Origin of the sequence: Streptomyces sp. NPDC059564 (genome assembly GCF_042735575.1) — a bacterium.
Classification (GTDB): domain Bacteria; phylum Actinomycetota; class Actinomycetes; order Streptomycetales; family Streptomycetaceae; genus Streptomyces.
The window spans coordinates 12,895-39,259 of the sequence record NZ_JBHWBP010000009.1 but is presented as its reverse complement, the minus strand read 5'-3'; the positions used below and the strand labels follow the sequence as shown (position 1 = coordinate 39,259).

At 72.3% G+C, this 26,365-nt stretch carries 26 protein-coding genes and 1 other RNA gene; 14 read left to right on the top strand and 13 right to left on the bottom strand.

Annotated features, from left to right (window positions below):
• Positions 1 to 12: 12 nt before the first annotated feature.
• Together ACFV0Q_RS03870 and ACFV0Q_RS03865 are read right to left on the bottom strand one after the other, a co-directional pair.
• Positions 13 to 897 carry a Crystal protein ET79 gene (locus tag ACFV0Q_RS03870; protein WP_384999982.1) on the bottom strand — a complete coding sequence of 295 codons (885 nt, stop codon included), beginning with the start codon at positions 895 to 897 and terminating at the stop codon, positions 13 to 15.
• 64 nt (positions 898 to 961) lie between these two features.
• Positions 962 to 1,216, bottom strand: a complete 255-nt coding sequence (locus ACFV0Q_RS03865; RefSeq protein ID WP_384999979.1) for a hypothetical protein — start codon at positions 1,214 to 1,216, stop codon at positions 962 to 964.
• 461 nt (positions 1,217 to 1,677) lie between these two features.
• Between ACFV0Q_RS03865 and ACFV0Q_RS03860 the strand changes: the two genes are divergently transcribed.
• A complete protein-coding gene (locus ACFV0Q_RS03860) occupies positions 1,678 to 3,051 on the top strand; it encodes a LuxR C-terminal-related transcriptional regulator (RefSeq protein WP_384999976.1) in 1,374 nt (457 codons plus the stop codon).
• Positions 3,052 to 3,100: 49 nt separating this feature from the next.
• Here ACFV0Q_RS03860 and ACFV0Q_RS03855 read toward each other — a convergent pair whose 3' ends face one another.
• On the bottom strand, positions 3,101 to 4,186 hold the full coding sequence (locus ACFV0Q_RS03855; RefSeq protein ID WP_384999973.1) for a hypothetical protein: 1,086 nt from the start codon (positions 4,184 to 4,186) through the stop codon (positions 3,101 to 3,103).
• A 231-nt stretch (positions 4,187 to 4,417) separates the two neighbouring features.
• Here ACFV0Q_RS03855 and ACFV0Q_RS03850 point away from each other — a divergent pair, with 231 nt between their 5' ends.
• From ACFV0Q_RS03850 to ACFV0Q_RS03840, 3 genes are read left to right on the top strand one after another with little or no spacing between them, the layout of a single operon-like run.
• The gene (locus tag ACFV0Q_RS03850; protein WP_384999969.1) at positions 4,418 to 5,275 is read left to right on the top strand and encodes a Nif3-like dinuclear metal center hexameric protein; all 858 of its coding nucleotides are present in this window, start codon (positions 4,418 to 4,420) and stop codon (positions 5,273 to 5,275) included.
• Positions 5,272 to 6,015 carry a zinc ribbon domain-containing protein gene (locus tag ACFV0Q_RS03845; protein WP_385000072.1) on the top strand — a complete coding sequence of 248 codons (744 nt, stop codon included), beginning with the start codon at positions 5,272 to 5,274 and terminating at the stop codon, positions 6,013 to 6,015. The genes ACFV0Q_RS03850 and ACFV0Q_RS03845 overlap by 4 nt, the downstream gene beginning before the upstream one ends.
• Positions 6,015 to 7,445 (top strand): bifunctional RNase H/acid phosphatase, encoded by a 1,431-nt coding sequence (locus ACFV0Q_RS03840; protein WP_384999966.1) that lies wholly within the window; start codon positions 6,015 to 6,017, stop codon positions 7,443 to 7,445. The genes ACFV0Q_RS03845 and ACFV0Q_RS03840 overlap by 1 nt, the downstream gene beginning before the upstream one ends.
• A 149-nt stretch (positions 7,446 to 7,594) precedes the next feature.
• Here ACFV0Q_RS03840 and ACFV0Q_RS03835 read toward each other — a convergent pair whose 3' ends face one another.
• The gene (locus tag ACFV0Q_RS03835; protein WP_384999963.1) at positions 7,595 to 7,762 is read right to left on the bottom strand and encodes a type II toxin-antitoxin system Phd/YefM family antitoxin; all 168 of its coding nucleotides are present in this window, start codon (positions 7,760 to 7,762) and stop codon (positions 7,595 to 7,597) included.
• 757 nt (positions 7,763 to 8,519) lie between these two features.
• On the opposite strand from ACFV0Q_RS03835, the gene ACFV0Q_RS03830 reads away from it, so the two are divergent.
• Entirely contained in the window at positions 8,520 to 9,554 is a 1,035-nt protein-coding gene (locus tag ACFV0Q_RS03830) for a hypothetical protein (RefSeq protein ID WP_384999960.1), read from the top strand.
• Positions 9,555 to 9,992: 438 nt separating this feature from the next.
• Here ACFV0Q_RS03830 and ACFV0Q_RS03825 read toward each other — a convergent pair whose 3' ends face one another.
• On the bottom strand, positions 9,993 to 10,511 hold the full coding sequence (locus ACFV0Q_RS03825; protein ID WP_384999957.1) for a GNAT family N-acetyltransferase: 519 nt from the start codon (positions 10,509 to 10,511) through the stop codon (positions 9,993 to 9,995).
• Positions 10,502 to 11,737: a helix-turn-helix domain-containing protein gene (locus tag ACFV0Q_RS03820; protein WP_384999956.1), complete on the bottom strand. Its 1,236-nt coding sequence runs from the start codon at positions 11,735 to 11,737 to the stop codon at positions 10,502 to 10,504. The genes ACFV0Q_RS03825 and ACFV0Q_RS03820 overlap by 10 nt, the downstream gene beginning before the upstream one ends.
• Before the next feature lie 480 nt (positions 11,738 to 12,217).
• Here ACFV0Q_RS03820 and ACFV0Q_RS03815 point away from each other — a divergent pair, with 480 nt between their 5' ends.
• The 5 genes from ACFV0Q_RS03815 to ACFV0Q_RS03795 all read left to right on the top strand — a co-directional run bounded on the left by ACFV0Q_RS03815 (position 12,218) and on the right by ACFV0Q_RS03795 (position 15,641).
• Complete coding sequence (locus ACFV0Q_RS03815; protein WP_384999953.1) at positions 12,218 to 12,427, top strand: hypothetical protein; 210 nt, start codon at positions 12,218 to 12,220, stop codon at positions 12,425 to 12,427.
• A 232-nt stretch (positions 12,428 to 12,659) separates the two neighbouring features.
• The gene (locus tag ACFV0Q_RS03810; RefSeq protein ID WP_384999950.1) at positions 12,660 to 12,818 is read left to right on the top strand and encodes a hypothetical protein; all 159 of its coding nucleotides are present in this window, start codon (positions 12,660 to 12,662) and stop codon (positions 12,816 to 12,818) included.
• 112 nt (positions 12,819 to 12,930) lie between these two features.
• The gene (locus ACFV0Q_RS03805; RefSeq protein WP_384999948.1) at positions 12,931 to 13,857 is read left to right on the top strand and encodes a hypothetical protein; all 927 of its coding nucleotides are present in this window, start codon (positions 12,931 to 12,933) and stop codon (positions 13,855 to 13,857) included.
• 39 nt (positions 13,858 to 13,896) lie between these two features.
• Complete coding sequence (locus tag ACFV0Q_RS03800) at positions 13,897 to 15,180, top strand: tetratricopeptide repeat protein (RefSeq protein WP_384999945.1); 1,284 nt, start codon at positions 13,897 to 13,899, stop codon at positions 15,178 to 15,180.
• Positions 15,177 to 15,641: an NUDIX hydrolase gene (locus ACFV0Q_RS03795; protein WP_384999942.1), complete on the top strand. Its 465-nt coding sequence runs from the start codon at positions 15,177 to 15,179 to the stop codon at positions 15,639 to 15,641. Before ACFV0Q_RS03800 ends, ACFV0Q_RS03795 begins: the two co-directional genes overlap by 4 nt.
• A gap of 226 nt (positions 15,642 to 15,867) precedes the next feature.
• On the opposite strand, the gene rnpB is transcribed toward ACFV0Q_RS03795, so the two are convergent.
• Positions 15,868 to 16,270: RNase P RNA component class A (rnpB, locus tag ACFV0Q_RS03790), an RNA gene on the bottom strand.
• A 77-nt stretch (positions 16,271 to 16,347) separates the two neighbouring features.
• On the opposite strand from rnpB, the gene ACFV0Q_RS03785 reads away from it, so the two are divergent.
• Positions 16,348 to 17,082, top strand: a complete 735-nt coding sequence (locus ACFV0Q_RS03785) for a MerR family transcriptional regulator (protein WP_384999939.1) — start codon at positions 16,348 to 16,350, stop codon at positions 17,080 to 17,082.
• Complete coding sequence (locus tag ACFV0Q_RS03780) at positions 17,079 to 17,912, top strand: hypothetical protein (RefSeq protein ID WP_384999937.1); 834 nt, start codon at positions 17,079 to 17,081, stop codon at positions 17,910 to 17,912. Before ACFV0Q_RS03785 ends, ACFV0Q_RS03780 begins: the two co-directional genes overlap by 4 nt.
• Before the next feature lie 110 nt (positions 17,913 to 18,022).
• Here ACFV0Q_RS03780 and ACFV0Q_RS03775 read toward each other — a convergent pair whose 3' ends face one another.
• Both ACFV0Q_RS03775 and ACFV0Q_RS03770 read right to left on the bottom strand, forming a co-directional pair.
• Positions 18,023 to 18,931, bottom strand: coding sequence for a helix-turn-helix domain-containing protein (locus tag ACFV0Q_RS03775; protein WP_384999934.1), 909 nt, complete (start codon positions 18,929 to 18,931; stop codon positions 18,023 to 18,025).
• Positions 18,932 to 19,014: 83 nt separating this feature from the next.
• Positions 19,015 to 20,457: an RNB domain-containing ribonuclease gene (locus ACFV0Q_RS03770; protein ID WP_384999931.1), complete on the bottom strand. Its 1,443-nt coding sequence runs from the start codon at positions 20,455 to 20,457 to the stop codon at positions 19,015 to 19,017.
• A gap of 102 nt (positions 20,458 to 20,559) precedes the next feature.
• On the opposite strand from ACFV0Q_RS03770, the gene yaaA reads away from it, so the two are divergent.
• Positions 20,560 to 21,360 carry a peroxide stress protein YaaA gene (yaaA, locus tag ACFV0Q_RS03765; protein WP_384999928.1) on the top strand — a complete coding sequence of 267 codons (801 nt, stop codon included), beginning with the start codon at positions 20,560 to 20,562 and terminating at the stop codon, positions 21,358 to 21,360.
• Positions 21,361 to 21,520: 160 nt separating this feature from the next.
• Here yaaA and ACFV0Q_RS03760 read toward each other — a convergent pair whose 3' ends face one another.
• Both ACFV0Q_RS03760 and ACFV0Q_RS03755 read right to left on the bottom strand, forming a co-directional pair.
• On the bottom strand, positions 21,521 to 22,270 hold the full coding sequence (locus ACFV0Q_RS03760) for a bifunctional DNA primase/polymerase (RefSeq protein ID WP_384999925.1): 750 nt from the start codon (positions 22,268 to 22,270) through the stop codon (positions 21,521 to 21,523).
• A 136-nt stretch (positions 22,271 to 22,406) separates the two neighbouring features.
• On the bottom strand, positions 22,407 to 23,033 hold the full coding sequence (locus ACFV0Q_RS03755) for a TetR/AcrR family transcriptional regulator (RefSeq protein ID WP_384999922.1): 627 nt from the start codon (positions 23,031 to 23,033) through the stop codon (positions 22,407 to 22,409).
• A gap of 43 nt (positions 23,034 to 23,076) precedes the next feature.
• Here ACFV0Q_RS03755 and ddaH point away from each other — a divergent pair, with 43 nt between their 5' ends.
• Positions 23,077 to 23,976 carry a dimethylargininase gene (gene ddaH, locus ACFV0Q_RS03750; RefSeq protein ID WP_385000070.1) on the top strand — a complete coding sequence of 300 codons (900 nt, stop codon included), beginning with the start codon at positions 23,077 to 23,079 and terminating at the stop codon, positions 23,974 to 23,976.
• Between the two features lie 4 nt (positions 23,977 to 23,980).
• On the opposite strand, the gene ACFV0Q_RS03745 is transcribed toward ddaH, so the two are convergent.
• Complete coding sequence (locus ACFV0Q_RS03745) at positions 23,981 to 24,985, bottom strand: small ribosomal subunit Rsm22 family protein (RefSeq protein WP_384999920.1); 1,005 nt, start codon at positions 24,983 to 24,985, stop codon at positions 23,981 to 23,983.
• A gap of 71 nt (positions 24,986 to 25,056) precedes the next feature.
• Positions 25,057 to 26,364 carry a multidrug effflux MFS transporter gene (locus tag ACFV0Q_RS03740; protein WP_384999917.1) on the bottom strand — a complete coding sequence of 436 codons (1,308 nt, stop codon included), beginning with the start codon at positions 26,362 to 26,364 and terminating at the stop codon, positions 25,057 to 25,059.
• Position 26,365: the final 1 nt, after the last annotated feature.

Below are 26,365 nucleotides of genomic sequence, written 5' to 3'. Positions count from 1 at the left end.
GGGAGGGTCGGGTCAGTTCACGGTGAAGACGACCTCGGCGTTCTTGCCGCCACCGCCCGCCGTCGCGCAGGAGTGGGTCGCGGGGACCTCGCAGGCGTAGGAGTTGCTGCCGGAGAAGGGGTTGTTCCAGCGGAAGACGACCTTGCCGCCGCCCGCCAGGACGTATTCGGCCGAGCCCTCCGTGCCGGTCATGAACCCCTCGGACTCGGTCTGCCAGTCGGCGCGGGCGTTCGGGTTGATGAGCGACGGGGGCAGGCTGTCGCCGCTCCAGATGCCCCACTTCAGCTCCGCCCCGGTCCGGGCCAGCAGCGTCCCCGACCCGTTCACGACCTTGACGCGGACGCTGCGGACGGGCGTGACCGCGCTGACGCTCTGCGAGGCGGCCTTCGCCATCCGGTCGCGGGGTCCGCCCGAGAGGGTGAAGCTGACCGAGGCGTTGTTCCCGCTCCCGCCGCTCCAGTTGCACGAGTACCCGGAGGGGGCGTCGCAGCTGTAGGAGTTGCTGCCGCTGAAGGGGTTGTCCCAGCGGAGCGTCACCTCATCGTTGGTTCCGGTGATCTTGTACGTGGTGTGGCCCTGGGTGCCGGTGGCGAACCCGCAGGACTCGCTGGTCCACGAGGTGGCGACGCCCCGGGCGATGTAGTCCGGCGGCAGGCTGTTGGTGGACCAGCAGCCGTGGTCCAGGCCGGACCGCAGGCGCGTCAGGTGCTGGGTGGTGCTGTTGGTCAGCGCCACGGCGGTGCTGCGGGCGGGCTGCCCCGACGCGCTGACGGGGGCGGGGGCGGGGGCGGCCTGTGCGGCCGGGGCGAGGGCGGTCGCGCCCCCGGCCAGCGAGGCGATGGCGGCGGCCGTGGCGGCCCAGCGGGACGCGGAACGCCGGGTGAATGTCGTGAGCATGACAGAAACTCCCTTGGGGGTGGGGGTCGTCGGAGGGGTGCGCGTGTGTGGGTGTGCGGGCGGGTCAGTCGACGTAGTAGAGCTCGAAGCGGTCGCCCCAGGTGGGGTTGCATTCGTAGCGGCTGTACAGCCCCAGACCGATGCTGAGCGAACCGGCCTGGACGCACTGATCGGAATTCGCGTACGACCCGCCGTAGACCCGGTAGCCGGCCGCCTGCGCGCTCCCGGCGCCGGCGGCGAGCACCGCCACGGCGCTCGCCGCGCACAGGCCGGCCGCCAGCAGCCGCCGAGTACCCTTGCCGCATCTGTTGAACGTCACGGTGTTTCCTTCCACTTGATGGGGTTCGTGCACGTGTGCAACGGAGACCGAGGTCGGGCCCACACCACCCAACCGGCGGCGGATGGAGTCCGCCGCCCCCTCACCCGGTCTCCCGGGCGGCTCAGTTGAGCGGCCTGCCGGGGCACATCCCCTCGCCCCAGGCCGTCGTCACGGCACACTGGTCTCCGTCTCGCCCTCCCCAGGAGGCGCTCGCGGCCGACGTCCTGTCGGGGGCGCCGCCGCCGCCGTACGCGGCTGCGCCGTACGACCCGAGGCCCGCGCCCAGTACCAGTGCGACCAGTGCTCGTACCGCGACCAAACGCATAGCGTCAACTCCTAGCCATAAGGGAGGGTTTCGGCCGAACCTCTCGGCCGATGCCACCACCCTGGCAGTCGGTGGCTCTTGCCGACAGATCCGCAGTGGATCATGTGTGTGCCATGCACGTTTAGGAGGCAACGCCATGGAGTCGAAGGCAGGAGCCGACGCCGGAGGCTGCATTCCCGGTCTCGACAGTGCGGCGGTCACGCTCTACCGCTGGACGATCGTGCACGAGCTCCTCGCGCCGGCCACCCTGGCGCGGGCGGCGGCGGAGACCGGCTTGAGCGAACAGGCGTGCCGCGAAGCGGTGCGGACCCTCACCGAGGCCTGTCTCTTCAAGCAACTGCCCGACGGCGAAGGGCAGGAGCCCTCGGGCTGGCAGCCGGTGAGCCCGCAGGCCGCCGCCGCGCGGCTGCTGTCCGACAGCGACGCCGCGCTGCGCGCGCACGAGGAGGTCCTGCGGGAACAGCGTCAGCGCATCCAGGACCAGCGCGAAGGGCTGGCCGCGCTCCTTCCCGTCTACCTCCAGGCGCGCCAGCACGCCTTCCCCCAGGGCACCATCGACCACCTGCCGGACCAGTTCGCCGTCCGGGCGCTGCTGTGCGACGTCATCGATTCGTGCCGCAGCGAGGTCCTCGTCTCCAAACACGGCGGCGCGTTCCCGCCCGCGGCGCTGCGGGAGGCGCTGCCCCGCGACGTGGCGCTGCTCGGCCGCGGCATCCGCATGCGCAGCCTCTACCAGCACGCCACCCGCTTCGACCAGGCCACCCGCAGCCATGCCACGCAGCTCATCGAGGCCGGTGCGGAGATCCGCACCCTCCCCGAAGTCCTGCCGCAGATGATCGTGGTGGACTCGGCGCTGGCGCTGCTTCCCGCCCGGTCCGGTGGAGCCCTGCTCATCCGCGAACCCGACCTGCTCGCCTACCTGCTGGACGTCTTCGAACGCGACTGGCAGCAAGCGACCCCCTTCGCCACCGGCCCGCAGGCCGCGCACGACATCTCCGAGACCATGAAGCAGAGCATCCTGCTCCTGCTCACCAAGGGGCTCAAGGACGACTCCATCGCACGCCGTCTCGGCATCTCCCTGCGCACCTGCCGTCGCCACGTCTCCGAAATCCTGGACGGCCTCGACGCGCGCAGCCGCTTCCAGGCCGGTGTCATCGCCGAGCGGCAGGGTCTGACCGGCTACTGCGTCCCGGACGAGACCGCTCGTCCGGGGCCGGAGTCCGGGCCCGGGCCGGAGTCCGGGCCCGGGCCGGAGTCCGGGCCCGGGGCGGAGTCCGGAGCCGAGCCGGAGCGGGAGCCGGGGGCGGAGCCCGGGCCGGAGCCCGCCGGGGAGTCCGGGGCCGCGCCCCGCTGCGCCGGCTGCGGCGGCGCACTGGCCGTCCCCGCCCGTCGTGAGGCCCGCCCGGCCGGCCGCCCCGCCCGGTACTGCTCGCCCCCTTGCCGTTCCCGGGCCTACCGCGCCCGGGTGAAGGACCGGACCGCGCGTCCCGAAGACGCCGCCCTGGCCTGAGCGCCGTCACGAAACGCGTCGGGCGTCACGAAACCCCGGTGGCTCCGGCTCAGCCCAGCGGGGCTTGTTGCAGGGGGACCGGGCGCAGGGGCGGGTGTGGCTGGGGGGCCATGGATGCGGGCGGGTCGATGCGGACCGGCGGGGGCGGGGCCTCCGGCTGGTGCAGGCCGACCAGTCCGCAGGGCACCTCCGGGGTGGCGTACGGGAGGTGCAGGCGGCCCTCCGCGGTCCACAGGCCGGTGCCGAGCCAGCCCACCGGGGTGCCGAGCCGGAACACGTGCCGGTCGGCGGGGCGCCACAGGGCGAGGCCCGTCCCACCGACGCGCAGCGCGACCCCGCAGGTCTCCGGCATCAGGGCCTGGCCCGGCTGCACCGCGAAGGGGTGCGCGTCGTCCAGCCGCAGGCACTCCGGGAAGCGCACCGGGCGGGCACTGCCCAGCACCCCCCAGCCGAGCCGGGGCTCGCCCGGGGCGTCGGAGCGGATCAGCAGCAGCCCGCTGTCCGGGGCGGCGAGCAGGAGCCGGTCGTCGCTGTCCTCGGCGATCTGGAGCAGCGGGCTGACCTCGCCACCCCGCTCCAGGTCCACGGCGACGGCCTTGGTGCGGCCGTCCAGCTCGCGGTCCAGCGCCAGCAGCCGGCCGACCCGGTCCAGCCAGACCCCGCCGGAGCAGCGGCCCGCCAGCACGGCCACCCGGCGCGGCCCGCCGGGAACCCCGGCCACCTGCCAGACGGTGCTCTGCCCGGGGCCCACGGCCAGGGCGTAGGCCCCGTGTCCGTCGGGGGACGGCGGCAGCAGGCGGACCCGTACGCCCTCCTCGGCGCCCACCGAGCCCAGCTGCAGCTCCCCGGTGCGGGGGCCGGCGGCGGCGCCCGAGGGGTAGAGCAGCGCGAAGGCGTGCCGGTCGGCGACCCGGCGGTGGATCAGCACCCGCCCGTCGGTCAGCGCCAGCACCTCGCTGTCGGCCTCCTCCGGCTGCGCGAGCGGCAACGGCACCGCGTACGGCTCGGGCCCCCCCAACGTCCACCGCTCGGGGTACCGCGCCTCCCCCACCCCGGCCAGCCGCGCGGCATACGCCCCGTCGGCGGCGATCGTGAACGGGGCGGTCGTCGTGATCTCGATGGCGCAGACAGTCATCCGGGCCGTCACCTCCGGGTCAGGAAGCTAGTTTTCGTGGTCCCCGGTGGCCCGCACGACTCGGCTCGCTTCACACGTACGGGTGGCCCCGGGCCGGTTCGGCTGTGGGGGAGGGCGGGATTGTGCTGTTGCATATCGGGGCGTTTGGGGTAAGGGGGCGGTCGGCCCTGCCGGCTCGCAGCCCACACGAGGCGAAGGAGCCCCCTGAAAAAGGGACGGTAGCCTTGGCCTGTGCCCCGTCTCTCTGAAGTCATCGCCGCGCTGGACGCTCTCTGGCCCCCCTCGCGGGCCGAGGAGTGGGACGCCGTCGGCACCGTCTGTGGCGACCCCGACGCCGAGGTCACCCGGGTGCTGTTCGCCGTGGACCCCGTACAGGAGATCGTCGACGAGGCGGTGAAGCTGGGCGCCGACCTGCTCGTCACCCACCACCCCCTCTATCTCCGCGGCACCACCACCGTCGAAGCCGGCACCTTCAAGGGCCGCGTCGTGCACACGCTGATCAAGAACGACATCGCGCTGCACGTCGCCCACACCAACGCCGACAGCGCCGACCCCGGGGTCTCCGACGCCCTCGCCGGAGCCCTCGACCTGCGCGTCACCGGCCCCCTCGTGCCCGACCCCACCGACCCGGCCGGCCGCCGGGGCCTCGGCCGGATCTGCGAGCTGGACCACCCCGAGACCCTGCGCGAGTTCGCGGCCCGCGCCGCCGGCCGGCTGCCGTCGACCGCCCAGGGCATCCGCTTCGCCGGCGACCCGGACGCGTTGATCCGTACCGTGGCCGTCAGCGGCGGCTCCGGCGACAGCCTCTTCGCGCAGGTCCGCGCCGCGGGCGTGGACGCGTACCTCACCGCCGACCTGCGCCACCACCCGGTGTCCGAGGCCCGCGGGCAGAGCTCGCTCGCCCTCGTCGACGCCGCCCACTGGGCCACCGAGTGGCCCTGGTGCGAGCAGGCCGCCGCGCAGCTCGACGCGATCTCCGAGCGCCACGGCTGGGGTCTGCGGACCCACGTCTCGCGCACGGTCACCGACCCGTGGACGGCGCACGCGCCGTCCGTCACCTCCCCCTCTATCTCTGGAGCCCCCAACTGAACGCCGAGCCCGCCGACCAGATCCGACTTCTCGACGTCCAGGCCCTGGACGTCCGGCTGTCTCAGCTCGCCCACAAGCGCAAGTCGCTCCCCGAGCACACCGAGGTCGACTCCCTGACCAAGGACCTCAGCCAGCAGCGCGACCTGCTCGTCGCCGCGCAGACGCAGGCCAGCGACGCCGCCCGCGAGCAGACCAAGGCGGAGCAGGACGTCGACCAGGTCCGTCAGCGCGCCGCGCGCGACCAGGCGCGGCTGGACTCCGGCGCCGGCATCTCGGCCCGGGACCTGGCGAACCTCCAGAGCGAGGTCGTCTCCCTCGCCAAGCGGCAGGGCGACCTGGAAGACGTGGTCCTGGAGGTCATGGAGCGCCTGGAGGCCGCGCAGGAGCGCGTCACCGGGCTGACGGAGCGCGTCGCCGCGCTGGAGGCCAAGCTCGTCGACGCCACCGCGCGCCGCGACGCCGCCGCCGGTGAGATCGACACCGAGGTCGCGAAGATCGGCAAGGACCGCGAGGTCATCGTCGGCTCCATGCCGGCCGACCTGATGGCCCTGTACGAGAAGATCCGCGTCAAGCAGGGCGGGGTCGGCGCCGCGCGCCTGTACCAGCGCCGCTGCGAGGGCTGCCGGCTGGAGCTCGACCTGGCCGAGGTCAACGAGATCAAGGCCGCGGCCCGCGACCAGGTCGTCCGGCACGAGAACTGCGGCCGCATCCTGGTCCGTACGGCGGACTCGGGCATCTGATGCCGCGTTTCGTCGTGGAGGCGGACGGCGGATCCCGGGGCAACCCGGGGCCCGCCGGCTACGGCGCGGTCGTCCTCGACCCGGCGACGGGGGAGACCCTGGCCGAACGCGCCGAGTTCATCGGCGTCGCGACGAACAACGTCGCCGAGTACAAGGGCCTCATCGCGGGCCTGAAGGCGGCGCGCGAGCTGGCGCCCGACGCGGTGGTGCTGGTCCGGATGGACTCCAAGCTCGTCGTGGAGCAGATGTCGGGCCGCTGGAAGATCAAGCACCCGGACATGAAGCCGCTCGCGGCGGAGGCGGCGAAGATCCTGCCGCGCGCGCAGATCACCTACGAGTGGATCCCGCGCGAGCGCAACAAGCACGCGGACCGGCTCGCCAACGAGGCGATGGACGCGGGCAAGCGCGGCGCCCAGTGGGAACCGTCCCGCTCGACGGCCTTCGCCCTGGCCGGGTCTTCCGGGGACGACCGCGCCCCGGCCGGACCCCCCGGTGACGCGGCCAAGGGTGCCGCGGCGGTCCGCGCCGCGCTGGCCTCCGGCGGTTCTGCGGGGGCCCGCGCGGCCGACGCTGCGGACGTCCGCGCCGCCTCTGCGGCGGCCGGGGCCGACACGCTGTTCGGCGACGCCGTCGCCTCCGGCGGTGGTACGGGGTCCCGTGCCGCCGATGCTGCGGCCGACCCGGCCGCCTCCGCGCTGTCCGGCGGTGCCGCCGGGGTCCGTGCGGCCGGTGCGGCCGGATCCGCCGGCGTACCGGCCGGGGCGGCGCGTCCCGCGGGGGCTTCCGCCGGGTGGGGGCCCGACATGGGGGCGCCCGCCACCTTCGTGTTGCTGCGGCACGGGGAGACCGCGCTGACGCCGCAGAAGCGGTTCTCCGGGAGTGGGGGCACCGACCCCGAGCTGTCCCCGGCCGGCCGTCGGCAGGCCGCCGCCGTCGCCGAGGCGCTGGCCGCGCGGGGCACCGTACAGGCCGTCGTCAGCTCCCCGCTGCGCCGCTGCCGCGAGACCGCCCAGGCCGTCGCCGACCGCCTCGGGCTGCCCGTGGCCATCGAAGAGGGCCTGCGCGAGACGGACTTCGGCGCCTGGGAGGGCCTGACCTTCGCCGAGGTGCGCGAGCGCTTCCCCGACGACCTCCAGGCCTGGCTGGACTCCCCGAAGGCGGCCCCCACCGGCGGCGGCGAGAGCTTCACCGCCGTCACCCGCCGGGTCTCGGCCGCCCGTGACCGGCTGCTGGCGGCCCACGCGGGCCGCACCGTACTGCTGGTCACGCACGTGACCCCGGTCAAGACGCTGGTCCGCCTCGCGCTCGGCGCGCCGCCGGAGGCCCTGTTCAAGATGGAGCTGTCCGCGGCCTCCCTCTCGGCGGTGGCCTACTACGCCGACGGCAACGCCTCGGTCCGGCTGCTCAACGACACCTCCCACCTGCGGTAGACGCGGACCCGGACACACGAAGGCCCCCATCACCCATAGGGCAGCGGGGGCCTTCGCGGTGCTGGTCAGGTTGATCCTCTTGAGGATCTTCGGATCGGCCGTTGCCCAGTAGGTGTACTGGTCCCAGGCGCGGCCGGAGAACACCGCCTTCACGCGGCGGACTCCTCGCCATCCGTCGTTTCGAGGAGCTCGCGGGCCTGTCCGTGGCCGGCGTCGAGTTCGGCGATGGACTCCATGAGGATCTGCGCGTTGCGCGGCGAGCGCAGGAGGTGAACCGTCTCCTGCCAGGACCGGAGGTCCTCGGCGGTCATCGGCATGGCTGACCTCCCGTACTCATGAGTCGTACGGATCTACCGTACAAGCCGTGTGCGCGCGGGGTGCGAGGGCGAAAAAAGAACCTCCCCGGATCCCGCGTACGCGCGGGTCGGAGAGGTGCAACAGACGAGCCGGCCTGTACGCCGGGTTCTTGAGCCGCCCCCGCTTTGACCAGCAAAAACAGGGCGCAGACCGGGTGTGACCTGCAAGGATGGGTCACAGAGGTGCACGGAGGGACACGGAGGGTCACACCCCCGAACGCCCCGGGGTCGTAGCTCACGCGGAAGGCGACGGAGTCGCTTCCCGGAAAGCAGAACAGGCCCTCGGCTTGGAAACCGAGAGCCCGTCTGAACTGCCGAGGGCGGAACTCCCCGACGTTCCACCCCTGAAGACTTAGGTCGGCCAGACGGGGCGGTACTCGGCACCGAAGAACCGAGCGCCTTCATGGTCGGACCGATCGAGAACGTCAGAGTCGATCATCAGCAATCGGAAAATCAACCGGAGGAAGCCGAGCGAGTGACTCGGTGCCAGCAGTGCAGCCCCTACGGGATGGCGTACGGCGAGGTGGGCTGGTGAATGGGAGAGCAACGGCGATTCCCCCGGCGACGACCACGCGGAGACGTCCAGTGCAGCCGCAACCACTTCGCCCATCATTCACCCAATCGAGTGAGTCAAGGTTGATCGATCCCGCTCAATCACTTGATCGTTTAGCGTGCGACACGCACGGCGATGGACCGTTGACAAGGGAGGGGCAACCCCATGGGGTACCTGCGTAAGAACAGTTTCCTGATCTTCTCGGACGAGGGCGCGCCGACGGAGGTGAAGGAGCTCGACCCGCAGAAGATTGCGGAGATCGAGGCCGCGCACGAGGCAGGCAAGAAGGAACGCGTCGACAGCCTGATCCGCCGGACCCTGAATGTCACCATTCCCACGGTGACGCCGGAGGGGGAGAGCGGCTACGAGGAGGCCGACGGGGAGCTGGAGGCCGAGCTGACAGAGCTGGACGAACTGTCTGGCGAGGAGATATTCCTGGAGGACCTGGACGAGGCCTTAGAGCTGTTCGCGGACAGCTTCCCCGCGCGTTCCGGCAAGGTCACCGAGGAGGATGTGAAGGCTGCCGAGGCGGCGGCCAGGGAGAAGGAGGCCGGGCCCGAAGGCCAGCTTCTGCGGAAGATCGTCCAGGGTGTGCAGGCCGTCGGCTCCGACGAGCCGACCCTCAGGAAGTACATCCGCGAGAACAGCAAGCTCAACGGACAGGGCGACTTCCACCTCCGCCAGTTCGCTTGGGCTGTCTTCGAGATCCAGACCTCCAAGGCCGCGCTCCCCGACACCCGCTACCGCCCGTACCGAACCGGCGAAGCCACCGTGCGGTTCAAGGACGGGGGCGCCTCGCGACTGGGCGTGAACGAGGTCGGCAGCCGCACGAAGTGGGACGGCTCGAAGGGGGAGTACGTCGACCTGGGCGAGACCGCGAAAATCCACTCGCAGGGCCCGACTCTGTGGGTGAAGGTCGCCGACGGCGCGTGGTCGAAAGACGGGAACTGGGGCGGGTACCTCCGGGTTACGTGCCGCACGGAGAACGGGCAGTGGATCGACTCCCGCGACGGATGGGTCAAGCTCGTGTCCGCCAAGGTCGACAAGGTCACGTTCTACGACATGGGCAACTACTACGAGATTTGGCAGAAGGACCGCGAGACCGGCCGTCCCCTGACCCTCACATCGGACGGTCTGCTGCGGTTCAACCACGGTGCCACCCCGGGCAAGTTCAACCTCCAGGACTCCACCTGGGACTGACGGAGCCGGAGGGCGCGTCGCAACAGAGCGGACGCTGCCCGGTGCAGCCCTGGCAGCACGAGAACCAGCCCCCGCCCCCGGCAGCAAGTCCGGACCAGGCGGGGGCTTTCTGCGTAGGTGGGCCGGGCGCGTGGTGACCCCCACGCCTAGAATCGGATCAGCGGACTTACATCCAGTAGTCATCCAAAATCATTCCCTGACATCGGATCCTGCACCGAGATGCCAGCGTCAGGAGAAGAAGTGCAGCGTCTCTTCCGCCCGCGTCACCGGAGCGGGATACCCGAGGCCCCGCCTTCGCCTTCCGGGATCCCTACGGCCCCTGGACGATCGCGGCCCGCTGTCCGTGGTGCTGCTCGCACCACCTTCACAGTGGCGGTGTCGGTCTGCCCCCCCTCTACCTGGATGGCGCAGTCCGGTGCAGCGGGCGCGGTTACTCCCTCATGCCGCCCGATCCCGCAGCGTCTTGACCATCACCGCGCACACGGGGGAGTCGTCGGAGGGATTGGTCTCGTCCCGCTTCTCGTAGCCCCACTTCTCGTACAGGGCTTGCACCTTCGGGTGCGTGGAGTCGACGAGGAGCGTCACGTAGTCGACATCGAACGATTCGACCAGCGCGTCATGTATCTGCTGCGCCCGGCCGGTGCCCTGCCACTGAGGCAGCACCATCAGCTCGGACAGGGCGAGGATCCGGCCGAGCACGCCCCGGGGCCGATCCGATCCCTTCCACCAGCCGCCCGGCTTGAACTTCGAGCCGTACGCGTATCCGACTGGGCCGCCGTCCTCCCACCCCGAGACGCAGCTCCAGTCCGCGCGCCCTGACCACGTGTCGACGAAGTACGAGAACCGCTCGCGCGAGGTGAACGGGTCGGGATCGTTGGCGTACACCTCGTCGTGAATGTCCAGGAGAAAGGAACGGACGTCCCGTGCGTCGGCGTGCGCGTACCACTTCAGGTCCATTGGCGTGACTCCTCAATCCAGCTCAGAACCTCGGGCGCCTTCGTGCCCGTGGCCGCGATGACTTGGCGCGTTCTGGCAAGCGTGTTCGTCGTGCGCTGCGACCCGGACTCAGGCAGCAGCATCCCGTAAGCCCGCCTTCCGGTTGCGCACGCCAGTTCCACCTCCCCCTGCCTCACCTGGGACAGCGAAAGGTGCGCCGTGAAGAGCGCCTTGTTGCGGACCATGTCGTCAGGGAGAGCGGCGAGGGTGCGGTGAAGGCAGGACTCGGCCCGCGCGTGATCGCCAAGCGCTGTCCAGACGTACGACGACAGGGCGCCGAACTCGGCTGGGCTGTAGAACGCGATCCACTCCGCCGACTGTTCGCCCCGAGCCCGGCCGAACGTCTTCTCCGCGAGGTTCAAGGCCCGCAGCGACTCCGCAGGCTGATGCAGCCTGGCCAGGGCGTTCGCGTGCCGCATGTACCCCAGCGACGCGTACAACGGGTCGCGCCGGGCCACCGAAGAGCTCTTCATCACCTCCGCGCTGGCCGCCGCCTCGGCGTGATTCTCCCGCTGGCTGGAGGCGAGCATCAGGTGGTCCCAGACCCGGTACATGGCCTCGCCGTCGCGCGCGAGACCCGCGAGGGTGAGGGCCTTGTCGAGGTGGGCGCGTGCACGCTGCGGGGCGCGTGCGTCGATGGCGGCGAAGGCGGCCAAGCACGTGACGTCGGAGGCGAGCCGGTACATCTGACGCCGGATGCGGTCCGAACCGCCGCCGCCGGCGAGCGATGACTGGATCCGCGCGGAAAGCTCGACGGTCTTGTTCTCCATGCGCAGCGTTCCGCCGAGCCGCGAGTCGTCGCGCAGCAGTTCCGTGTACTCCAGGCGAAACCTGTCGGCGTCGGACTGGCCCAGCCGCAAGGGGCGTGCAGGGATGGCAGCGGCAGTTCCGGTAGCTGCGAGAAGGAAGGTACGGCGGAGCACGGGGTCCTCCGGTGGTACGGCGGTACGTGGTGGGCTGAACCCTAAATCCGCGACCGTGCAGCCGAACACCGCTTCCAGTGCGACACATGTACGGCCGATCGGCCGCCGGGTCGTGCCGTTCAGCAGGTTCCTCACCGTCCGCGCGGACACATCGCCTGGCTTGCCGCCGAGCTTTTGGAGTGCGGCATTCATCTGACGTGCCAATTCGTCCTGGGTGAGGCCGAGTTCGCTCATCTGGGCTTTCAGGACGGCGTTCGCTGCCATGCGACAGAACGTAGCCGCACGGGCACTGTCCGCACCACCCGTCGGGTAATGCGGGCGCAAAGTTTTCCGGTCTGCTGCGGGCATCGCGACGGCAGTCTTTCCTGTTCGGGCACGCCTGGCGGTCGTTGACTGGTCACAGCACCTCGGAGCACCGACGAATCCGGGCAGTGCTCCCCCTCGCAGCGGGGCACCGACCGTCCCCTACGTCGCGCGGTGTTCCGCTGCACCCCTTCGGATAGGAGCGAGTGCCATGACCGAGCCCCTCCCTCACCGAACCCCTCTGACCCGACAGCTCGAAGACCAGCCCGACGAGCACATTCCGTGGGATGCCTTCGCTGTCGAGGCCGATGTCACCGGGGTATACGGCCAGCCGTCCGCGGCTCTGATGGCGAGAGCGAAACGCGGTTGGCGGAACCTCGGGGCCCTGCACGCCCGTGTCGACCCGGCCGGCGAGGACAGCACGGCCGAAGGAGGTCCGGTATGAGCAGGCGTCCCTCCTGGATTCGGGAAGGCGAACGCGTCCTGGACCCCGCCAGGGACTGCGAGGGGATCATTCAATTCGTCGGCGAGTGGGTTGATCCGATCACGCGGCGGACCATCCCCGAAGCGATCTTCTTGCGGCCCGAAGGCGGCGGCAGGGAATGGGTCGTCGTCGACCACCAGGCTCTGCGCCAGGCCGACGCCCGATGACCACGAGCGGCTTACGCGAGCGCGACCCGTGGGGCTGGCGCCAGCAGCTTGCCGTGGCGTCCTATGTGATCGCGGTCAGCGCCCTGGTCATCACGCTCGCCCTCGCCGGTAGCGCCGGCAGATAGCCCACAGACTCCCGCCTGGCACTTCCTACCGCATCACCACCCCGGGCGGGCGCACCACCCCTGCACCACCACCTGCACCACTCGCATGCACCGAAAGGAGCACCACCATGACCAGCATCACCCCGATCGACAACCTGACGCGGCGTCTGGACCACTCCGTCCCGGACGGCGACTTCGCCCCGGCCGCGGCCGTCGAGTCCCTGACGCGTCGGCTGGACCACTCCGTCCCGGACGGCATCTTCGAGCCGGAGGGGACCGAGGTCTGACCTCGGTACGGAACTGATGCCGCCTGGTTGACGGCATGGCGGGTCGGCTCGGGGTGCTCATCCTGGGCCGACCCGCCGCTATCTGCACACCGCAGCCGATGGGGAGGACCCAATGCAGACCGCCATTTCCACCCTCGTGACGTCAGGTTCCTTCTTCGATCTCGAAAGGAAGGAGCCGGCGCTGCTCCGTCTGCGCGAGGAGGGCGCTGAGCAGGCGCTTCCGTTCGCCCTGATGGAGCAGCTCGTGAAGTCCGGCGTCCCCTACGCCGAGCACGCCCGCCTCCTGCGCAGCGACAGCGTGCACGCGTCCGGAGTCAGCTTCGACTGGTTCGACGGCGAGCTGCCCCAACAGATCGCCGACGAGATCAACCTGGCGGACTACGAGATCGCCGAGCACACCGACGAACGCGTCACCGCGCTGACCGGGGCACTGGACCGGCTGGCTGCGGTCCACCCCGAAGGCTTCGCCCGCGTGCGGGAGTTCGTCCGGGGCCTGCTGTGGGTGGGCCTCAAGCCCGGCGTCCGCGCCTCGTCCCTGACCAGCTCCAGCGACCCGGCGCTGCCCTACGTCATCGTGTTCTCCGACAAGGCCCGGCACCACATCCCGCCGAACACCGTCAGCCCGGAGCCGTCCCAGCTGTTCCTGGCGGAGAACATCCTGCACGAGGCCGTCCACCAGTCGGTCAGCTTCCACATCCTCCAGCAGCAGGTCTTCGCCGACGGGTACTCCTCGAAGACCTCCCCCAAGATCGAGATCGCGTGGCGCGCGACGCAGGGGGTGGCACGCAACCAGTACTGGGAGGTGGACCGGGCTTTCCACGCGACCTGCGTCTACAACCAGCTGCTGCGGTTCCGCCGGACCGAAATCGACCGCGACGACCTGACCGCTGGCGAGCGTACGAGTTTCGAAGCCGCCTACGCCGACGGCATCCCGGCCGTCCGCTACCTCATGGACCAGCTCGACCTCCTGGGCGAGCACTTCACCGCGCACGGCAGGGAACTGCTGGCTGACCTGCGGCGCCAGACCGACCGGCTCTAGCCTCGGTGACCGGACCGGGAATCGGACAAGGAGGGGCGAGTGCTCCAGCACCTCATCACACAGGATGAAGACCTTCGCATGGTCCCCATCGACCACGATCAGCTGACCAGCGCCGTAGCGGAGACCCGCGAGGAACTCCGGACGCTCCCCGAGGGCACGGACGCCGCCAGGGCGCGGATCCTGGCCCGGTGGACCGGCATCGGCCTAATGACCCTGGGCGACTACGACAACGCGCTCGTGTTCCTGCGGCAGGCGCTCGACCTGGCCACGGCCAGTGGGAACACCGGAGCCGTCATCGCCACCGAACTCAACCTCGGCGACGCATACCGCTACGCCGGTGAGACGGAGCCCGCCGATGGGCTCTACCGCAGGGCCCTGGAAAGCGCCCGGAACCAGCACCCGGAGCTCGTGGATTTCGCCCTCCAGCACCTCGGCAAGCACCTCATGGAACAAGGAGACCTGGAGGCGGCGCGCACCCATCTGCGGGAAGCGCTGGAACTCCGGACCGCCAAGGGTGACGCCGGGCTGATCGAATCCACCAGGGCCGCACTCGACCGCGTCGAGCTGCTGATCGGGCAGACGGTCCCGATCACCGAGCAGCCGGCGTCCGAGCTGGCGCAGTGGAGTACACGGTGGACCGCGTGGCTCCAGTCCCGCACCATGGCCAGGAGCCGAGACAGGTGGGCTGAGGAGTTCCCCGATCTCCGCGACAGCGTTCGCGCTCTCACCGCGCACCAGCGCGTACAGCCCTGCCACCTGCGTGGTGGGGAGTTTCCCGTCGAGATGGTCTCCGCCATGGCGGAAGAGGCCGAGAAGGCCCTGGCCGCCAACGGCTATCTGCACAACGGGAAGTGGAACGCCGCTGTCGGGGACGCCGCGAACCTCTTCGCCGGCCAGGTTGATCTCGCCGCGGTCGTGGGGCGGTCCACCGGCCTTGCGGTCGAGCAGCCGCACACCGGCGTCTACATCGCCTACCTGAAGGAGGGACAGTTCCTCGACTTCCACGTTGATGAGTTCGGCTTCGGCGAGGCCAACCTGATTCTGTGCCTCAAGCACGAGCGCCTCACCGCGGCCCCCACGGTGAGCTGCACCGTTTTCATCACCGCCGACGGCTACCTCGAATGCGACCTCGCACCTGGAGACTGCGTCGTGTTCGACGGTGCGTTCACGCCGCACGGCCGGACGCCCCTCGGTGCCGGAGAGCGTGTCATCCTCGTCAGCTTCGGCTTCCGTGCAGGTGATGAGGCCACACGTTCGGCCGCATTCCTCCCACCGGCCCCACGCAAGCTGGAAGACCACCTTGAGACGGAGCGCACACCGTGAGCAAAGCCCGCCGCATCGCCTACTTCACCGACCCCTACGAGCACATCGTGCAGATCAGCGGCGTGGTCATCGTCGCCCAGGACCACGACGACCGCATCGCCCTGATCAGGCACAGGATCCCCCTGCACGGCGGCGTCCTGACCCTCCCCGGGGGCGGAATCGAGGACGGCGAGGACCCGCTGACCGCGGCGAAGCGGGAACTTGAAGAAGAAGCCGGGATCACCGCTGCCGTGTGGACATCCCTGGGTACTACGGTGCCCATGACCCGCAGCACCATGAAGCTCCACATGTACGCGGCCACCAACCTCTCTGCCGGCGTCCAAGCCCTCACCGCCACCGAGGCCGAGCAGGGCCGCACCGTCGAGTGGATGCCCCGCAAGGACGCCGTCCAGGCCGTGCTCGACGGACGTATCCAGCTCGCCGGAGCGGCGCTCGCGCTGCTGCTCGCCGACCGGATCTGAACCCGCACACGACGAAGCCCCCTCCGAGCACCAGGAGCTCGGGGGCTTCGTTGCGTGTCGGGCTACTCCTCCAACCACCATGGCTGCGCTGGGGGCGTGGGCGAAGGGTGGCGTCGAGCCGGGGCCCGAGGATTCCGCGTAGGGGAGTGGATCTCCCCAGATTCCGCCCAGAGGCCTGGGGGATCTTGAAAAAAGAGGCCCCTGAGCAGGTCAGGGGCCTATACAACAGACGAGCCGGCCTGTACGCCGGGTTCTGTCGCCCGGAGACCTCGCGGTCGCCGGGGAGACGGCCATCCATCTAGGGCCGGCGTTGCCACCGGCCTCGTGCGGTCTACCCGCGAACATCGGGCGGGCAGCCCTCGAGCGTTCGCGCAGACCCGTCCGGGGACGGATCCTCTTGACCTTGCTCCGGGTGGGGTTTACCTAGCCGCCTGAGTCACCTCAGGCGCTGGTGGTCTCTTACACCACCGTTTCACCCTTACCGGGAACCGAAGTCCCCGGCGGTCTGTTTTCTGTGGCACTGTCCCGCGGGTCACCCCGGGTGGCCGTTAGCCACCACCCTGCCCTGTGGAGCCCGGACGTTCCTCGGCGGGATCCGGGGACCCCGACGCGGCCGCCCGGCCGACTCGTCTGTCGTGGTGGCCATGTTACCCGCACCGTGTAAGCGCTTGACCTTGACGCAGCGGCAGGGTTTCTACTGGGGCCCATGCGGATCGGAGAGATCGCCGCGCTCGTCGGGGTCACGACCCGGGCGATCCGGCACTACCACCATGTCGGGCTGCTCCCGGAGCCGGAGCGGCGTCCCAACGGCTATCGCGCGTACAGCGTGCGCGACGCCGTCCTGCTGGCCCGGGTGCGGCGGCTCACCGAGCTCGGGCTGAGCCTCGACGAGGTGCGCGACGTGCTCGCGGACGACGCGGGGCGCGAGCTGGCCGAGGTACTGGCCGAACTCGACGCCGACCTCGCCCGCCAGGAGGCCGACCTCGCCGCCCGCCGACGGCGGCTCGCAGCGCTGCTCGCCGCCGGACCGGGCGACGGCGAGCCCGTCTCGCCGGGGCTGGCCGCGCTGCTGGCGAAGGCGCCGCCCACCACGTCCCCGGCCGCCGCCAAGGACCGCGAGCACCTCACCCTGCTCGACGCCACCGGCGCCGCCGGCGAAGAGCTCTACGCCGCGCTCGCCCCCGTGGCCGCCGACCCGGCCGTCCTCGCGCTGTACGAGCGGCTCGACGAGCTGGCCGGGGCCCCCGTCGACGACCCCCGCATCGGCCCCCTCGCCGACGCGCTGGTCGCGGCCGTCCCCGCCGGGGTCTTCGACGCGATCCCGGCCGACGGGCCGGTCGTGCCCGGCTTCCAGGAGGCGCTGCTCGCCGAATTCGCGCCCGCCCAGGCCGAGGTCGTCCGCCGCGTGATGGCGGCCTTCGTGGACCGGGGCCGGGCGTGAGCGCCCTGCGCGCGGCCCGGATCGCGGCCGCCGCGGTGATACCGGGCGAGCTGGTCCTCGTCCTCTGCCTCGCCGCCGGACCGCGGCCGCCCGGGTGGCTGCTGGCGGGCGCCGAGGTGCTGGTGCTCGGGGTGCTGCTGCTGGAGGCGCGGGTGCTGTGGTCCCTGTACGCGGCCGCCCGCGCGCGGGGCCTCGCCCGTCCGGCGGCCCGCCGGGACGCGGTCCGCGCCGCCGTACCGGAGCCCGTACGGCGGCTCCTGCTGCACGAGCTGCGGGCCGTCGGCTCGCTGGGCCGCTGGGTGCTGCGCCGCAGGCACGGGGTGCGCCCCGGGGACCTGGCCGGCGCGTACACCGGACCGCAGACGGCCATGATGTACGGGCTGCTCTTCGTGTCGGTGATCGAGACCGTCGGGCTGGCCGTGCTGATCCCCTGGCCGGCCGTGCACCGGGTGCTGCTCGTCCTCGACGTGTACGGGGTGCTGCTGGTGCTGGCGATGCACGCCGCCTGCGTGACCCGGCCGCACGTGGTGCGGCCCGACGGGACGCTGCGGATCCGCTACGGGGCCCTGTTCGACCTGACCGTCCCGCCGGACGCGGTGGCCTCGGTCCGGGTGGAGCGGCGCTACCCGGAGGGCCGGCTCGTCTCCCTGTCCGACGAGGGGGTGCTCGACCTGATCGTGGGCAGCCAGACCACGGTGACCCTGGAGCTGAACCGGCCGCTGGACTTCCGCAGGCCGCTCGGGGCCCGCGCGTCGGCCCGTACGATCCGCTTCCACGCGGACGACCCCCGCGCGCTGGTGAACGCGGTACGGCAACCCGCACCCCCGTGACGGGCTGCCGCACTGCGTGGGGACTCTCCGGGGGGAGGAGGAGTCGTACGCCGAGCGTGACAAGCGGGAACCGGCCTGTCTTGCAGAAAACGGCGGCGGGAACCGGTCGGTCAGCCCGTCTCGGGCGGGAGCAGCACGCTCGTGATCCGGCCCGGCATCCGGTCCAGCGCCGAACCCGGCGGCAGGCCGCCGCGCAGGGCCGCGAACCGGGCGGGCGGCAGCCCCGTCATGGCCTTCACGTCCCGGCCGAAGTGGGCCTGGTCGTGGTAGCCGCGGGCGGCCGCGACCTCGGCGGGGGCCACCCCGGCCGCGAGGGCGCGCAGCGCGTGCTGGAGCCGGAACACCCGGGCCACCGCCTTGGGCGGCAGTCCCACCTCCTCACGGAAACGGGCGCGCAGGTGGCGGGCGCTCCAGCCGGTGTCGACGGTCGCCCGCGCCAGGGCGCCCGGGCCGCTGTCGGTCCACAGCCGGGCCAGCGCCCCGCGCACGCCCGGGGTGACGTCCGGCCCCCGGTCCAGGCGGGCGGCGAAGACGGAGTCGAGGAGGTCGAAGCGCTCGTCCCAGCCGCCCAGGGACCGCAGCCGCTCGGGCAGGTGGCGGCCGACGGGCCCGAGCACCTCGCCGAGGTCCACGAGGCTGTCCTCGAAGTGCACCATCGGCACCCCGAAGAGCCGGTACGCGCCGAGCGGGCTCATGTTCACCTCCAGCCCGTGCACCGCGCCCGCGTGCACCCCGATCGCGGGGACCGTGCGGGGCCCGGCGACCAGGGCGCGGGAGACGACGGCGGGGCGCAGCCGGGCGGCGGCGAGCTCGCCGGTGCGGGTCACCCACAGGCCCTCGCTGAAGGTGAAGACGAGCGTGACGAAGCCGGTGGGCAGTTCCAGGCGCCGCCGGGGGGTGGGGAAGCGGGTGTGGAACCCGGTGTAGCCGGCCACGTGCGGCCGCAGCACGGCCGCAGGCCGCCGCGCCCCGCTCGCGGGTACGGCGGACGGCCGCGTGGACGTGTCGACGTGACCCATCTGCGCCGCCTCCCCCGGGTGCCGGTGCGCAGATGATGACAGCCGCCGGGCGGGGTGGCCAGGGACGACGCGGCCCGGCGGGACTAGGCCGGGGTGAAGAGGATCTTCGAGGTGCCCGGGTCGGCGTGGGTGAGGCGGACGCGGATGCGGTCGCCGAGGGGGAGCGGGGCGGCGGGGGACTCGACGCGGCCGACCACCGCCGGGTCCTCCAGGTGGACCGTGCCCACCGTCGGCTCCTGTTCCCTGACGTCGATGACCGTCGCCTCGAAGGTCTGCCCGACGCGGTCCTTGAGCAGGGCGGCCTCCACCAGGTCGACGCACTCCCGCTCCACGGTGTTGGCCAGCCGGGTGCCCTCCGCCATCTCGCGCGGCAGCGCGTCCAGCGCCCCGGTCACCCACGCCGGCGGCTCGGTCCCGGCGACGGCGGCCACGCACAGCTCGCCGGTGTACCGGTCGACGAGGCGGCGCAGCGGGGCGGTGCAGTGCGCGTACGGGGCCGCGACCGCCGCGTGCAGGGCGCGGTCCGGGGTCTGCCCGCCGGTGAAGACGGTGTACCCGGCGCCGCGCAGCAGGGCGGTGCACTCCTGGAGGAAGGCGGCGTGGGCCGGGAGGTGCGGGTCGAGGGAGCGCACGAGCCGGGCGTACGGGACGTGGTGCGGCCAGTCGATCCGCAGGGCCGTCGCCGCCCGCCGCAGCCGGCCGACCGCGCCGTCGGGGGCGGCGGGGAGGGTGCGCAGGACGCCGGTGCCGGAGGCGAGCATCAGGTCGGCGGCCGCCATGCCGGTCATCAGGGAGATCTGGGCGTTCCAGCCGTCGGCGGGCAGCGGGGCCCGGTAGGCCAGTGCGTACGAGCCGTCCTGCGCGACGACCTCCTGTTCGGGGACGTCCAGGGAGATCCCGCCGCGTTCGGTCTCCAGCACCTCGCGCAGGGTTCCGATGTCCTTCAGCAGGGCCAGGGAGGGCTCGGCGGTGCCGGAGTCGATGGCCTTCTGGACGCCGTCGTAGTCGAGCTTCGCCCGGCTGCGGACCAGGGCGCGGCGGACCTCGGCGGTCTCGACCCGGCCGTCGGAGTCCAGGTCGAGCCGCCACAGCAGCGCGGGCCGGGTCCGGTCGGGCAGCAGGCTGGCGGCGCCTTCCGAGAGCACGGGCGGGTGCAGGGGGACCCGTTCGTCGGGGAAGTAGAGGGTGGTGACCCGGCGGTGGGCCTCGGCGTCGAGGGCGCCGCCCGGGGTGACGAAGGCGGCGACGTCGGCGATGGCGTAGTGCACGCGGTAGCCGCCGGCCGGGCGCTTCGCCAGGTGCATGGCTTGGTCGAGGTCGACGGAGGCCGGGGGGTCGATGGTGAAGAGGGGGAGGTCGGTGGCGTCGTGGTCCGGGAGGCGGGGAGCGGCGGCGGCCCGCCCGGCCTCGGCGAGGACCTCGGGCGGGAACCCTTCGGGCACGCCCAGCCGCGTGCGCAGGGCGCGCAGCGCGGTCCGCAGGGCGGCCCCGTCCGCTCCGGTCATGTGCAGGCGACGGCGTGGCATGGGTCGAGCGTATGACCGGCGGGCCGGGGCGGCGCGGCGAGCCGTCTACCCTGGCTCGGGGGCCGCACCCCCTGCGCCGCGTCTTGTCGAAGGAGAACCACCGTGCTCGTGCTGCTGCCGCCCTCCGAGGGAAAGGCCGCCGGCGGCTCCGGCGCACCGCTGGAGCCGGGGTCCCTGTCGCTGCCGGGGCTGGCCGCGGCGCGGGCCGCCGTGCTGGAGGAACTCGTCGAGCTGTGCTCCGGGGACGAGCTGAAGGCGCGCGAGGTGCTGGGCCTGAGCGAGGGGCTGCGGGGCGAGGTCGCGAAGAACGCGGGGCTGCGCGGGGCGGTGGCCCGTCCGGCGGGGGAGATCTACACCGGGGTGCTCTACGACGCCCTGGGCCTGGCCGGGCTCCCGGCCGGGGCGCGGGCGCTGGCGGAGCGGTCGCTGCTGGTGTTCTCCGGGCTGTGGGGCGCGGTGCGGGTGACGGACCGGATCCCGTCGTACCGCTGCTCGATGGGGGTCAAGCTGCCGGGGCTCGGCGCGCTGGGCGCGTACTGGCGCACGCCGATGGCCTCGGTGCTGCCGGAGGCGGCGGGCGACGGGCTGGTGCTGGACCTGCGGTCCTCGGCGTACGCGTCCGCGTGGAAGCCGAAGGGCGAGACGGCGGGGCGGACGGCGACGGTGCGGGTGCTGCACGCGCAGATCGTGGACGGGGTGGAGAAGCGGTCGGTGGTGAGCCACTTCAACAAGGCCACGAAGGGCCGTCTGGTACGGGACCTGCTCCTGGCCGGCGCGGTCCCCGCCACGCCGGGGGAGCTGGTCACGGCCTTGCGGGACCTGGGTTACGCCGTCGAGGCGCAGGCCCCGGCGAAGTCGGCGAAGTCCTGGTCCCTGGACGTGGTCGTCACCCAGATCCACTGACCGCTGGCCCGGGTCCGCTGCGCGGGGCTCTCCCCGCCCCGCCCTTCCACCGTTCCCTGGGCTCTGCCCGGACCCGCGCCTCGAACTCCCCCAGCTACCGCTGGGAGGTGCCCCCTGGCGGGGCTGGATGGGGCGGGGCTGAAATCAGCCCCGGCCGGGGTCAGTGGCCGAGGGGCCAGGCCAGGGCGGCGGGGGTCTGGGCCGTGGTGCCGGCGTAGGTGGCGCAGGCGTCCGTCAGGGTTTCCAGGAGGGTCAGGGGGTCCGGGAGGGGGTGCGTCATGTCGCGCAGCCAGGTCACCGCGAACTCGCCGGGGAGGGCCGCCGGGGGGAGCAGGACGTAGCTGCCGCGGCAGTGCCACCGCAGGCCGGGGTGTTCGTCCATCGTCTCGGGGTGGCAGTCGAGTTCGCAGGGCCACCACTCGTCCTCGTCCTCGGGCGTCCCGCGGGTCGCCGTGAAGAAGAGCATCCGCGCCTGGTCGCCCGTGCCGCCCGATTCGGCGACCGGTCCGACCTCGATGCCGGCGGCCAGCAGCCGCTCCAGCGCGCTGCGGCCGGCTTCCAGAGGGACGTCCAGGACGTCGTGGACCATGCCGGTGGCGGTGATGAAGTTGGCCTGGGGCTGGTTGCGGGCCCAGCGTTCGATCTGCGCGCGGTCGGTGGTCGACTGGGTCTGCCAGGCGAACGAGACGGGGTGGCGCGCGGGGGTGGGACAGCCGATGCGGTCGCACGAACATCGGTAGCCGGCGGGATGCGCGGCAGGGGCGACCGGGAGTCCGGCGGCGGCCACGGCCACCAGGAGTGCCTCGCGCAGCGCGCCGGGGTCTTCGGGAGCGGGTTTCGGGCGGCGGCGCAGCCACTGGGAAATCCTGCTCTGCTCGCCGCGTTTGACGCGGCCGGACTCAGACCCCATCTATCCCCTCACATCGAACCGTTGCCCCGGAAGACCCTCCCATGGTCCCACCATCCTGCGTCCCGGGTGACCGCACCCCCCGATCGGGGTCCCCACATAACCATAGAATTCGGCCATATGTTCTCGGCCGTGGGGGTCAGCCCTGGTCGGCGGCCGGGAGGGTGGTGACGTATCCCACCCCGCGCAGCACCGCGTCCACGAGGGCGTCCGCGTGCGCGTGCGCGAGCGGAGCGGTCCGCATCAGCCAGCGGTACGTCAGCGGCCCCACCAGCATCTCCACCATCAGGCGCAGGTCGGTGTCCGCCGGGAGCCGCCCGGCCTCGCGGGCAGTGCGCAACCGGCCCTCGTAGAGCGCGAGCTGGGGTGCGAGGAGCTGCTCGGTGAAGCGGGCCGCCAGCTCCGGGTCGGTCGCCCCGGCGGCGGTGAGGGCGCGCGCGGGAGCCGCGAACCGTTCGTCGGCGAAGTCGTCCACCGCGGCCCGCAGGACCGTCTTGAGGTCGGCCGCCAGGTCCCCGGTGTCGGGGAAGGTCCACCCGCCCTCCACGGCCGCCTCCCCGGCCAGCGCCAGCGAGGCGTCCAGCAGCACCGCGGCCTTCGAGGGCCACCAGCGGTAGATGGTCTGTTTGCCGACGCCCGCGCGGGCGGCGATGGCCTCGATGGTCAGCTTGTTGTAGCCGACCTCCCCGACCAGCGCGAGCGCGGCGTCGAGGATGGCGCGCCGGGAGCGGTCGCTGCGGCGGGTGGCGTCGGGGGACTTGCTCATGAAGCCAACGTATCAATGCGAGACGTCTCGTCTTCCAGCCATTCTGAAAACCACCCCATCAGTTCACTGCGCGGTCCCCCTTGAGGAGAGACGATTCTCTTCACATACGAGTCGTGAGGAGCCTTCTTTGCGCAGAGACGCCACACCCCGGCGCTACCTGATGTGCCCACCGGCACACTTCAAGGTCACGTACTCCATCAACCCGTGGATGGATCCCACGAAACCGGTGGACCTGCCCCTCGCACACGCCCAGTGGGAAGACCTGAGGGACCGCTACCGCTCCCTCGGCCACACCGTCGAGACCCTCGTACCCGACCCGGGCCTGCCCGACATGGTCTACGCCGCGAACGGCGCCCTCGTCGTCGACGGCCGGGTGCTCGGCGCCCGGTTCGCCTACCCGGAGCGCTCCGCCGAGGCGGAGATCCACCTCGACTGGTTCCGGGAACACGGCTTCACGGACATCCACGAGCCGTCCCACGTCAACGAGGGCGAGGGCGACTTCGCCGTCACCGCCACCTACATCCTGGCCGGCCGGGGCTTCCGCTCCAGCCCGCTCTCGCACGACGAGGCACAGGAGTTCTTCGGCCGCCCCGTCATCGGACTCGACCTGGTGGACCCGCGGTACTACCACCTGGACACGGCGCTGTGCGTCCTCGACGGCGACGAGATCATGTACCACCCGCCGGCCTTCTCGCCGGGCAGCCAGGCCGTTCTGCGGCGGCTGTTCCCGGACGCCCTGATCGTGGACACCCGGGACGCGGCGGCCTTCGGCCTGAACTCGGTCTCCGACGGGCGGCACGTGCTGCTCCCGCAGGCCGCGACCGGGCTCCTGGAGCCGCTGCGCGACCGCGGCTTCGAGCCGGTGCCGATGGATCTGGGCGAGCTGCTCAAGGGCGGCGGCAGCGTGAAGTGCTGCACCCAGGAGCTGCGGCCCGCGCCGTAGCGGCCTACGGGGCCTCCGCGGGCGGCCACTGGCGACCCCAGTCCGCGTCGCGGGCGGCCTTGTAGAGGTCGCCGTGGCGCTTGGTGACGGTGGCCCGCGTCAGGCCCTCGCCCTCGGGACCGCACAGGTCCAGCAGGACGAGCCCCTTCCGGATCTGCGGCTTCCGCGTGATCCGGGAGGGGACCGGCGTCACCGGGAACCGGGTGGCGGCGACGTAGCTGAACTTCTCGTCCTCGTACGGGAGCGAGCCGCCCTTGACCTGCCGGTGCAGGGAGGAGCGGCTGACCCGCGCCGAGAAGTGGCACCAGTCCTGGCCGACCTCGATCGGGCAGGTGCCGTCGTGGGGGCAGGGCGCGGCCACCTTCAGCCCGGCCGCGATCAGCTGGTCGCGGGCCTCGCGGATGCGGAGGTAGCCCTCGGGGGTGCCCGGCTCGATCAGCACCACCGCCTGCCCGGCGCGGGCCGCCTCGGCGACGACCGCGTGGCGGGCCTTCGGGGTCAGTTCGCCGAGCACGTACGACACCGTCACCAGGTCGGCGTCGGGGAGGCCGATGCCGGTGCCGATGACGGCCCTGCGCCAGTCCGCCCCGCGCAGCGCCTCCGAGGACGAGCGGCCCGCCAGCTCCCGGCCGAGGGCCAGCGCCGGCTCCGCCCAGTCCAGTACCGCGGTCGTACGGGGCCCGTCCCAGGTGGCGTCGACCGCCCAGGTCGCGGCGCCCGTGCCGCCGCCCACGTCCACGTGCGAGCCCGGGACCCAGTGCGGGGCGGCCTCGGCGAGGGCGTCCAGCGCGGACCGGACGGCCTCGAAGGTGGCCGGCATCCGGTAGGCCGCGTACGCCGCCACGTCGGAGCGGTCGCGCAGGACGGGGGCGTCGGTGGGGGTGGTGCCCCGGTAGTTGGCGATCAGCCGCTCGACGGCGGCCGCGGCCTGCTTCGGCGGGAGCCCGTCGAGCAGGCCGGCGAGGGCGCGGCGGAGGCTTTCGGCGGTGGTGGGGGCGGAGTCGTTCACCAGCGAAGTTTACGGCGGTCCGGCCCCGCCGCAGCCCGGGCTTCCTGGGGCTCCGCCCCGGACCCCGCGCCTCAAACGCCGGCGGGGCTGGATGTGGCCCGCCACGGGCGGCACATCGTGAGGAAGCAGGTCACCGCCAGGAGGGAGCAGGTCAGCTGGACCAGGGCCATCGGGACCGCCGTGTGCTCGCCCGCGATGCCGACCAGCGGGGACGCGACCGCGCCGACCAGGAAGGAGGAGGTGCCCAGCAGCGCGGAGGCCGATCCGGCGGCGTGCGGGGTGCGCATCAGCGCCTGCGCGTTGGTGTTCGGCAGCACCAGGCCCATCGCCGACATCAGCACGAACAGCCCGGCGGCGACGGGGACCAGCCCGACCTCCCCGAACACCCTGGTGGACATCAGCAGCAGGGCCACGGACGCCACCGTGATGACCCCGAGACCGGCGCCCAGTGCCTTGTCCAGGCTGACGCGGCCGACCAGCAGCTTGCCGTTGACCTGGCCGATGACGATCAGCCCGACGGAGTTGAGGCCGAACAGCAGGCTGAAGGCCTGCGGTGAGGCCCCGTAGATCTCCTGCACCACGAACGGCGAGGCGGATATGTAGGAGAAGAGCACCGCGAAGGCGAAGCCGCCCGCCAGGGTGTACCCCGCGAAGACCCGGTCGCCCAGCAGCCCCCGCATGGTCCGCAGCGCGGAACCCACGCCGCCGGTCTGCCGCCGCTCGGGCGGGAGCGTCTCCCCGAGCCCGCGCCAGACCACCACGGTGAGCGCGAGGCCGACGGCGGTGAGCACGACGAAGACCCCCCGCCAGTCCGCGAGGCGCAGCACCTGCCCGCCGATGAGCGGCGCGATGATCGGGGCGACGCCGGATATGAGCATCAGGGTGGAGAAGAAGCGGGCCATCTCGACCCCGTCGTACAGGTCGCGCACGACGGCCCGCGCGATGACGATCCCGGCCGCGCCGGCCAGCCCCTGGAGCAGCCGGAAGCCGATCAGCAGCCCGGCGTTCGGGGCCAGGGCGCAGATCGCGGTGGCGAGGACGTAGACGATCATGCCGGTCAGCAGCGGCCGCCGCCGGCCCCACTTGTCGCTCATCGGGCCGATGACGAGCTGGCCCAGGGCCATGCCGGCCAGGCAGGCGGTGAGGGTGAGCTGGATGGTCGCGGCCGGGCTGCCCAGGGCGGTGGTGACCTCCGGCAGCGCCGGCAGGTACATGTCCATGGACAGCGGGGGGAGCGCGGTGAGCCCGCCCAGGATGAAGGTGACGAGCAGGCCGGTGCGGCGCGCGGCCGTCAGGGGGACGGCCGAAGACGGGGCGGGGGAGGGGATTTCGGGCGTGGCGCCCTGCGAGGGGGCCGTCGAGGGGCCTCTCTCCGACATG

Bases quoted from the DNA above. Each gene is read 5' to 3' on its own strand.
- ACFV0Q_RS03870 (WP_384999982.1), bottom strand. From the start codon at position 897: ATGCTCACGACATTCACCCGGCGTTCCGCGTCCCGCTGGGCCGCCACG.
- ACFV0Q_RS03860 (WP_384999976.1), top strand. From the start codon at position 1,678: ATGGAGTCGAAGGCAGGAGCCGACGCCGGAGGCTGCATTCCCGGTCTC.
- ACFV0Q_RS03855 (WP_384999973.1), bottom strand. From the start codon at position 4,186: ATGACTGTCTGCGCCATCGAGATCACGACGACCGCCCCGTTCACGATC.
- ACFV0Q_RS03840 (WP_384999966.1), top strand. From the start codon at position 6,015: ATGCCGCGTTTCGTCGTGGAGGCGGACGGCGGATCCCGGGGCAACCCG.
- ACFV0Q_RS03835 (WP_384999963.1), bottom strand. From the start codon at position 7,762: ATGCCGATGACCGCCGAGGACCTCCGGTCCTGGCAGGAGACGGTTCAC.
- ACFV0Q_RS03830 (WP_384999960.1), top strand. From the start codon at position 8,520: ATGGGGTACCTGCGTAAGAACAGTTTCCTGATCTTCTCGGACGAGGGC.
- ACFV0Q_RS03825 (WP_384999957.1), bottom strand. From the start codon at position 10,511: ATGGACCTGAAGTGGTACGCGCACGCCGACGCACGGGACGTCCGTTCC.
- ACFV0Q_RS03820 (WP_384999956.1), bottom strand. From the start codon at position 11,737: ATGGCAGCGAACGCCGTCCTGAAAGCCCAGATGAGCGAACTCGGCCTC.
- ACFV0Q_RS03815 (WP_384999953.1), top strand. From the start codon at position 12,218: ATGAGCAGGCGTCCCTCCTGGATTCGGGAAGGCGAACGCGTCCTGGAC.
- ACFV0Q_RS03810 (WP_384999950.1), top strand. From the start codon at position 12,660: ATGACCAGCATCACCCCGATCGACAACCTGACGCGGCGTCTGGACCAC.
- ACFV0Q_RS03805 (WP_384999948.1), top strand. From the start codon at position 12,931: ATGCAGACCGCCATTTCCACCCTCGTGACGTCAGGTTCCTTCTTCGAT.
- ACFV0Q_RS03785 (WP_384999939.1), top strand. From the start codon at position 16,348: ATGCGGATCGGAGAGATCGCCGCGCTCGTCGGGGTCACGACCCGGGCG.
- ACFV0Q_RS03775 (WP_384999934.1), bottom strand. From the start codon at position 18,931: ATGGGTCACGTCGACACGTCCACGCGGCCGTCCGCCGTACCCGCGAGC.
- ACFV0Q_RS03770 (WP_384999931.1), bottom strand. From the start codon at position 20,457: ATGCCACGCCGTCGCCTGCACATGACCGGAGCGGACGGGGCCGCCCTG.
- ACFV0Q_RS03760 (WP_384999925.1), bottom strand. From the start codon at position 22,270: ATGGGGTCTGAGTCCGGCCGCGTCAAACGCGGCGAGCAGAGCAGGATT.
- ACFV0Q_RS03755 (WP_384999922.1), bottom strand. From the start codon at position 23,033: ATGAGCAAGTCCCCCGACGCCACCCGCCGCAGCGACCGCTCCCGGCGC.
- ACFV0Q_RS03740 (WP_384999917.1), bottom strand. From the start codon at position 26,364: ATGTCGGAGAGAGGCCCCTCGACGGCCCCCTCGCAGGGCGCCACGCCC.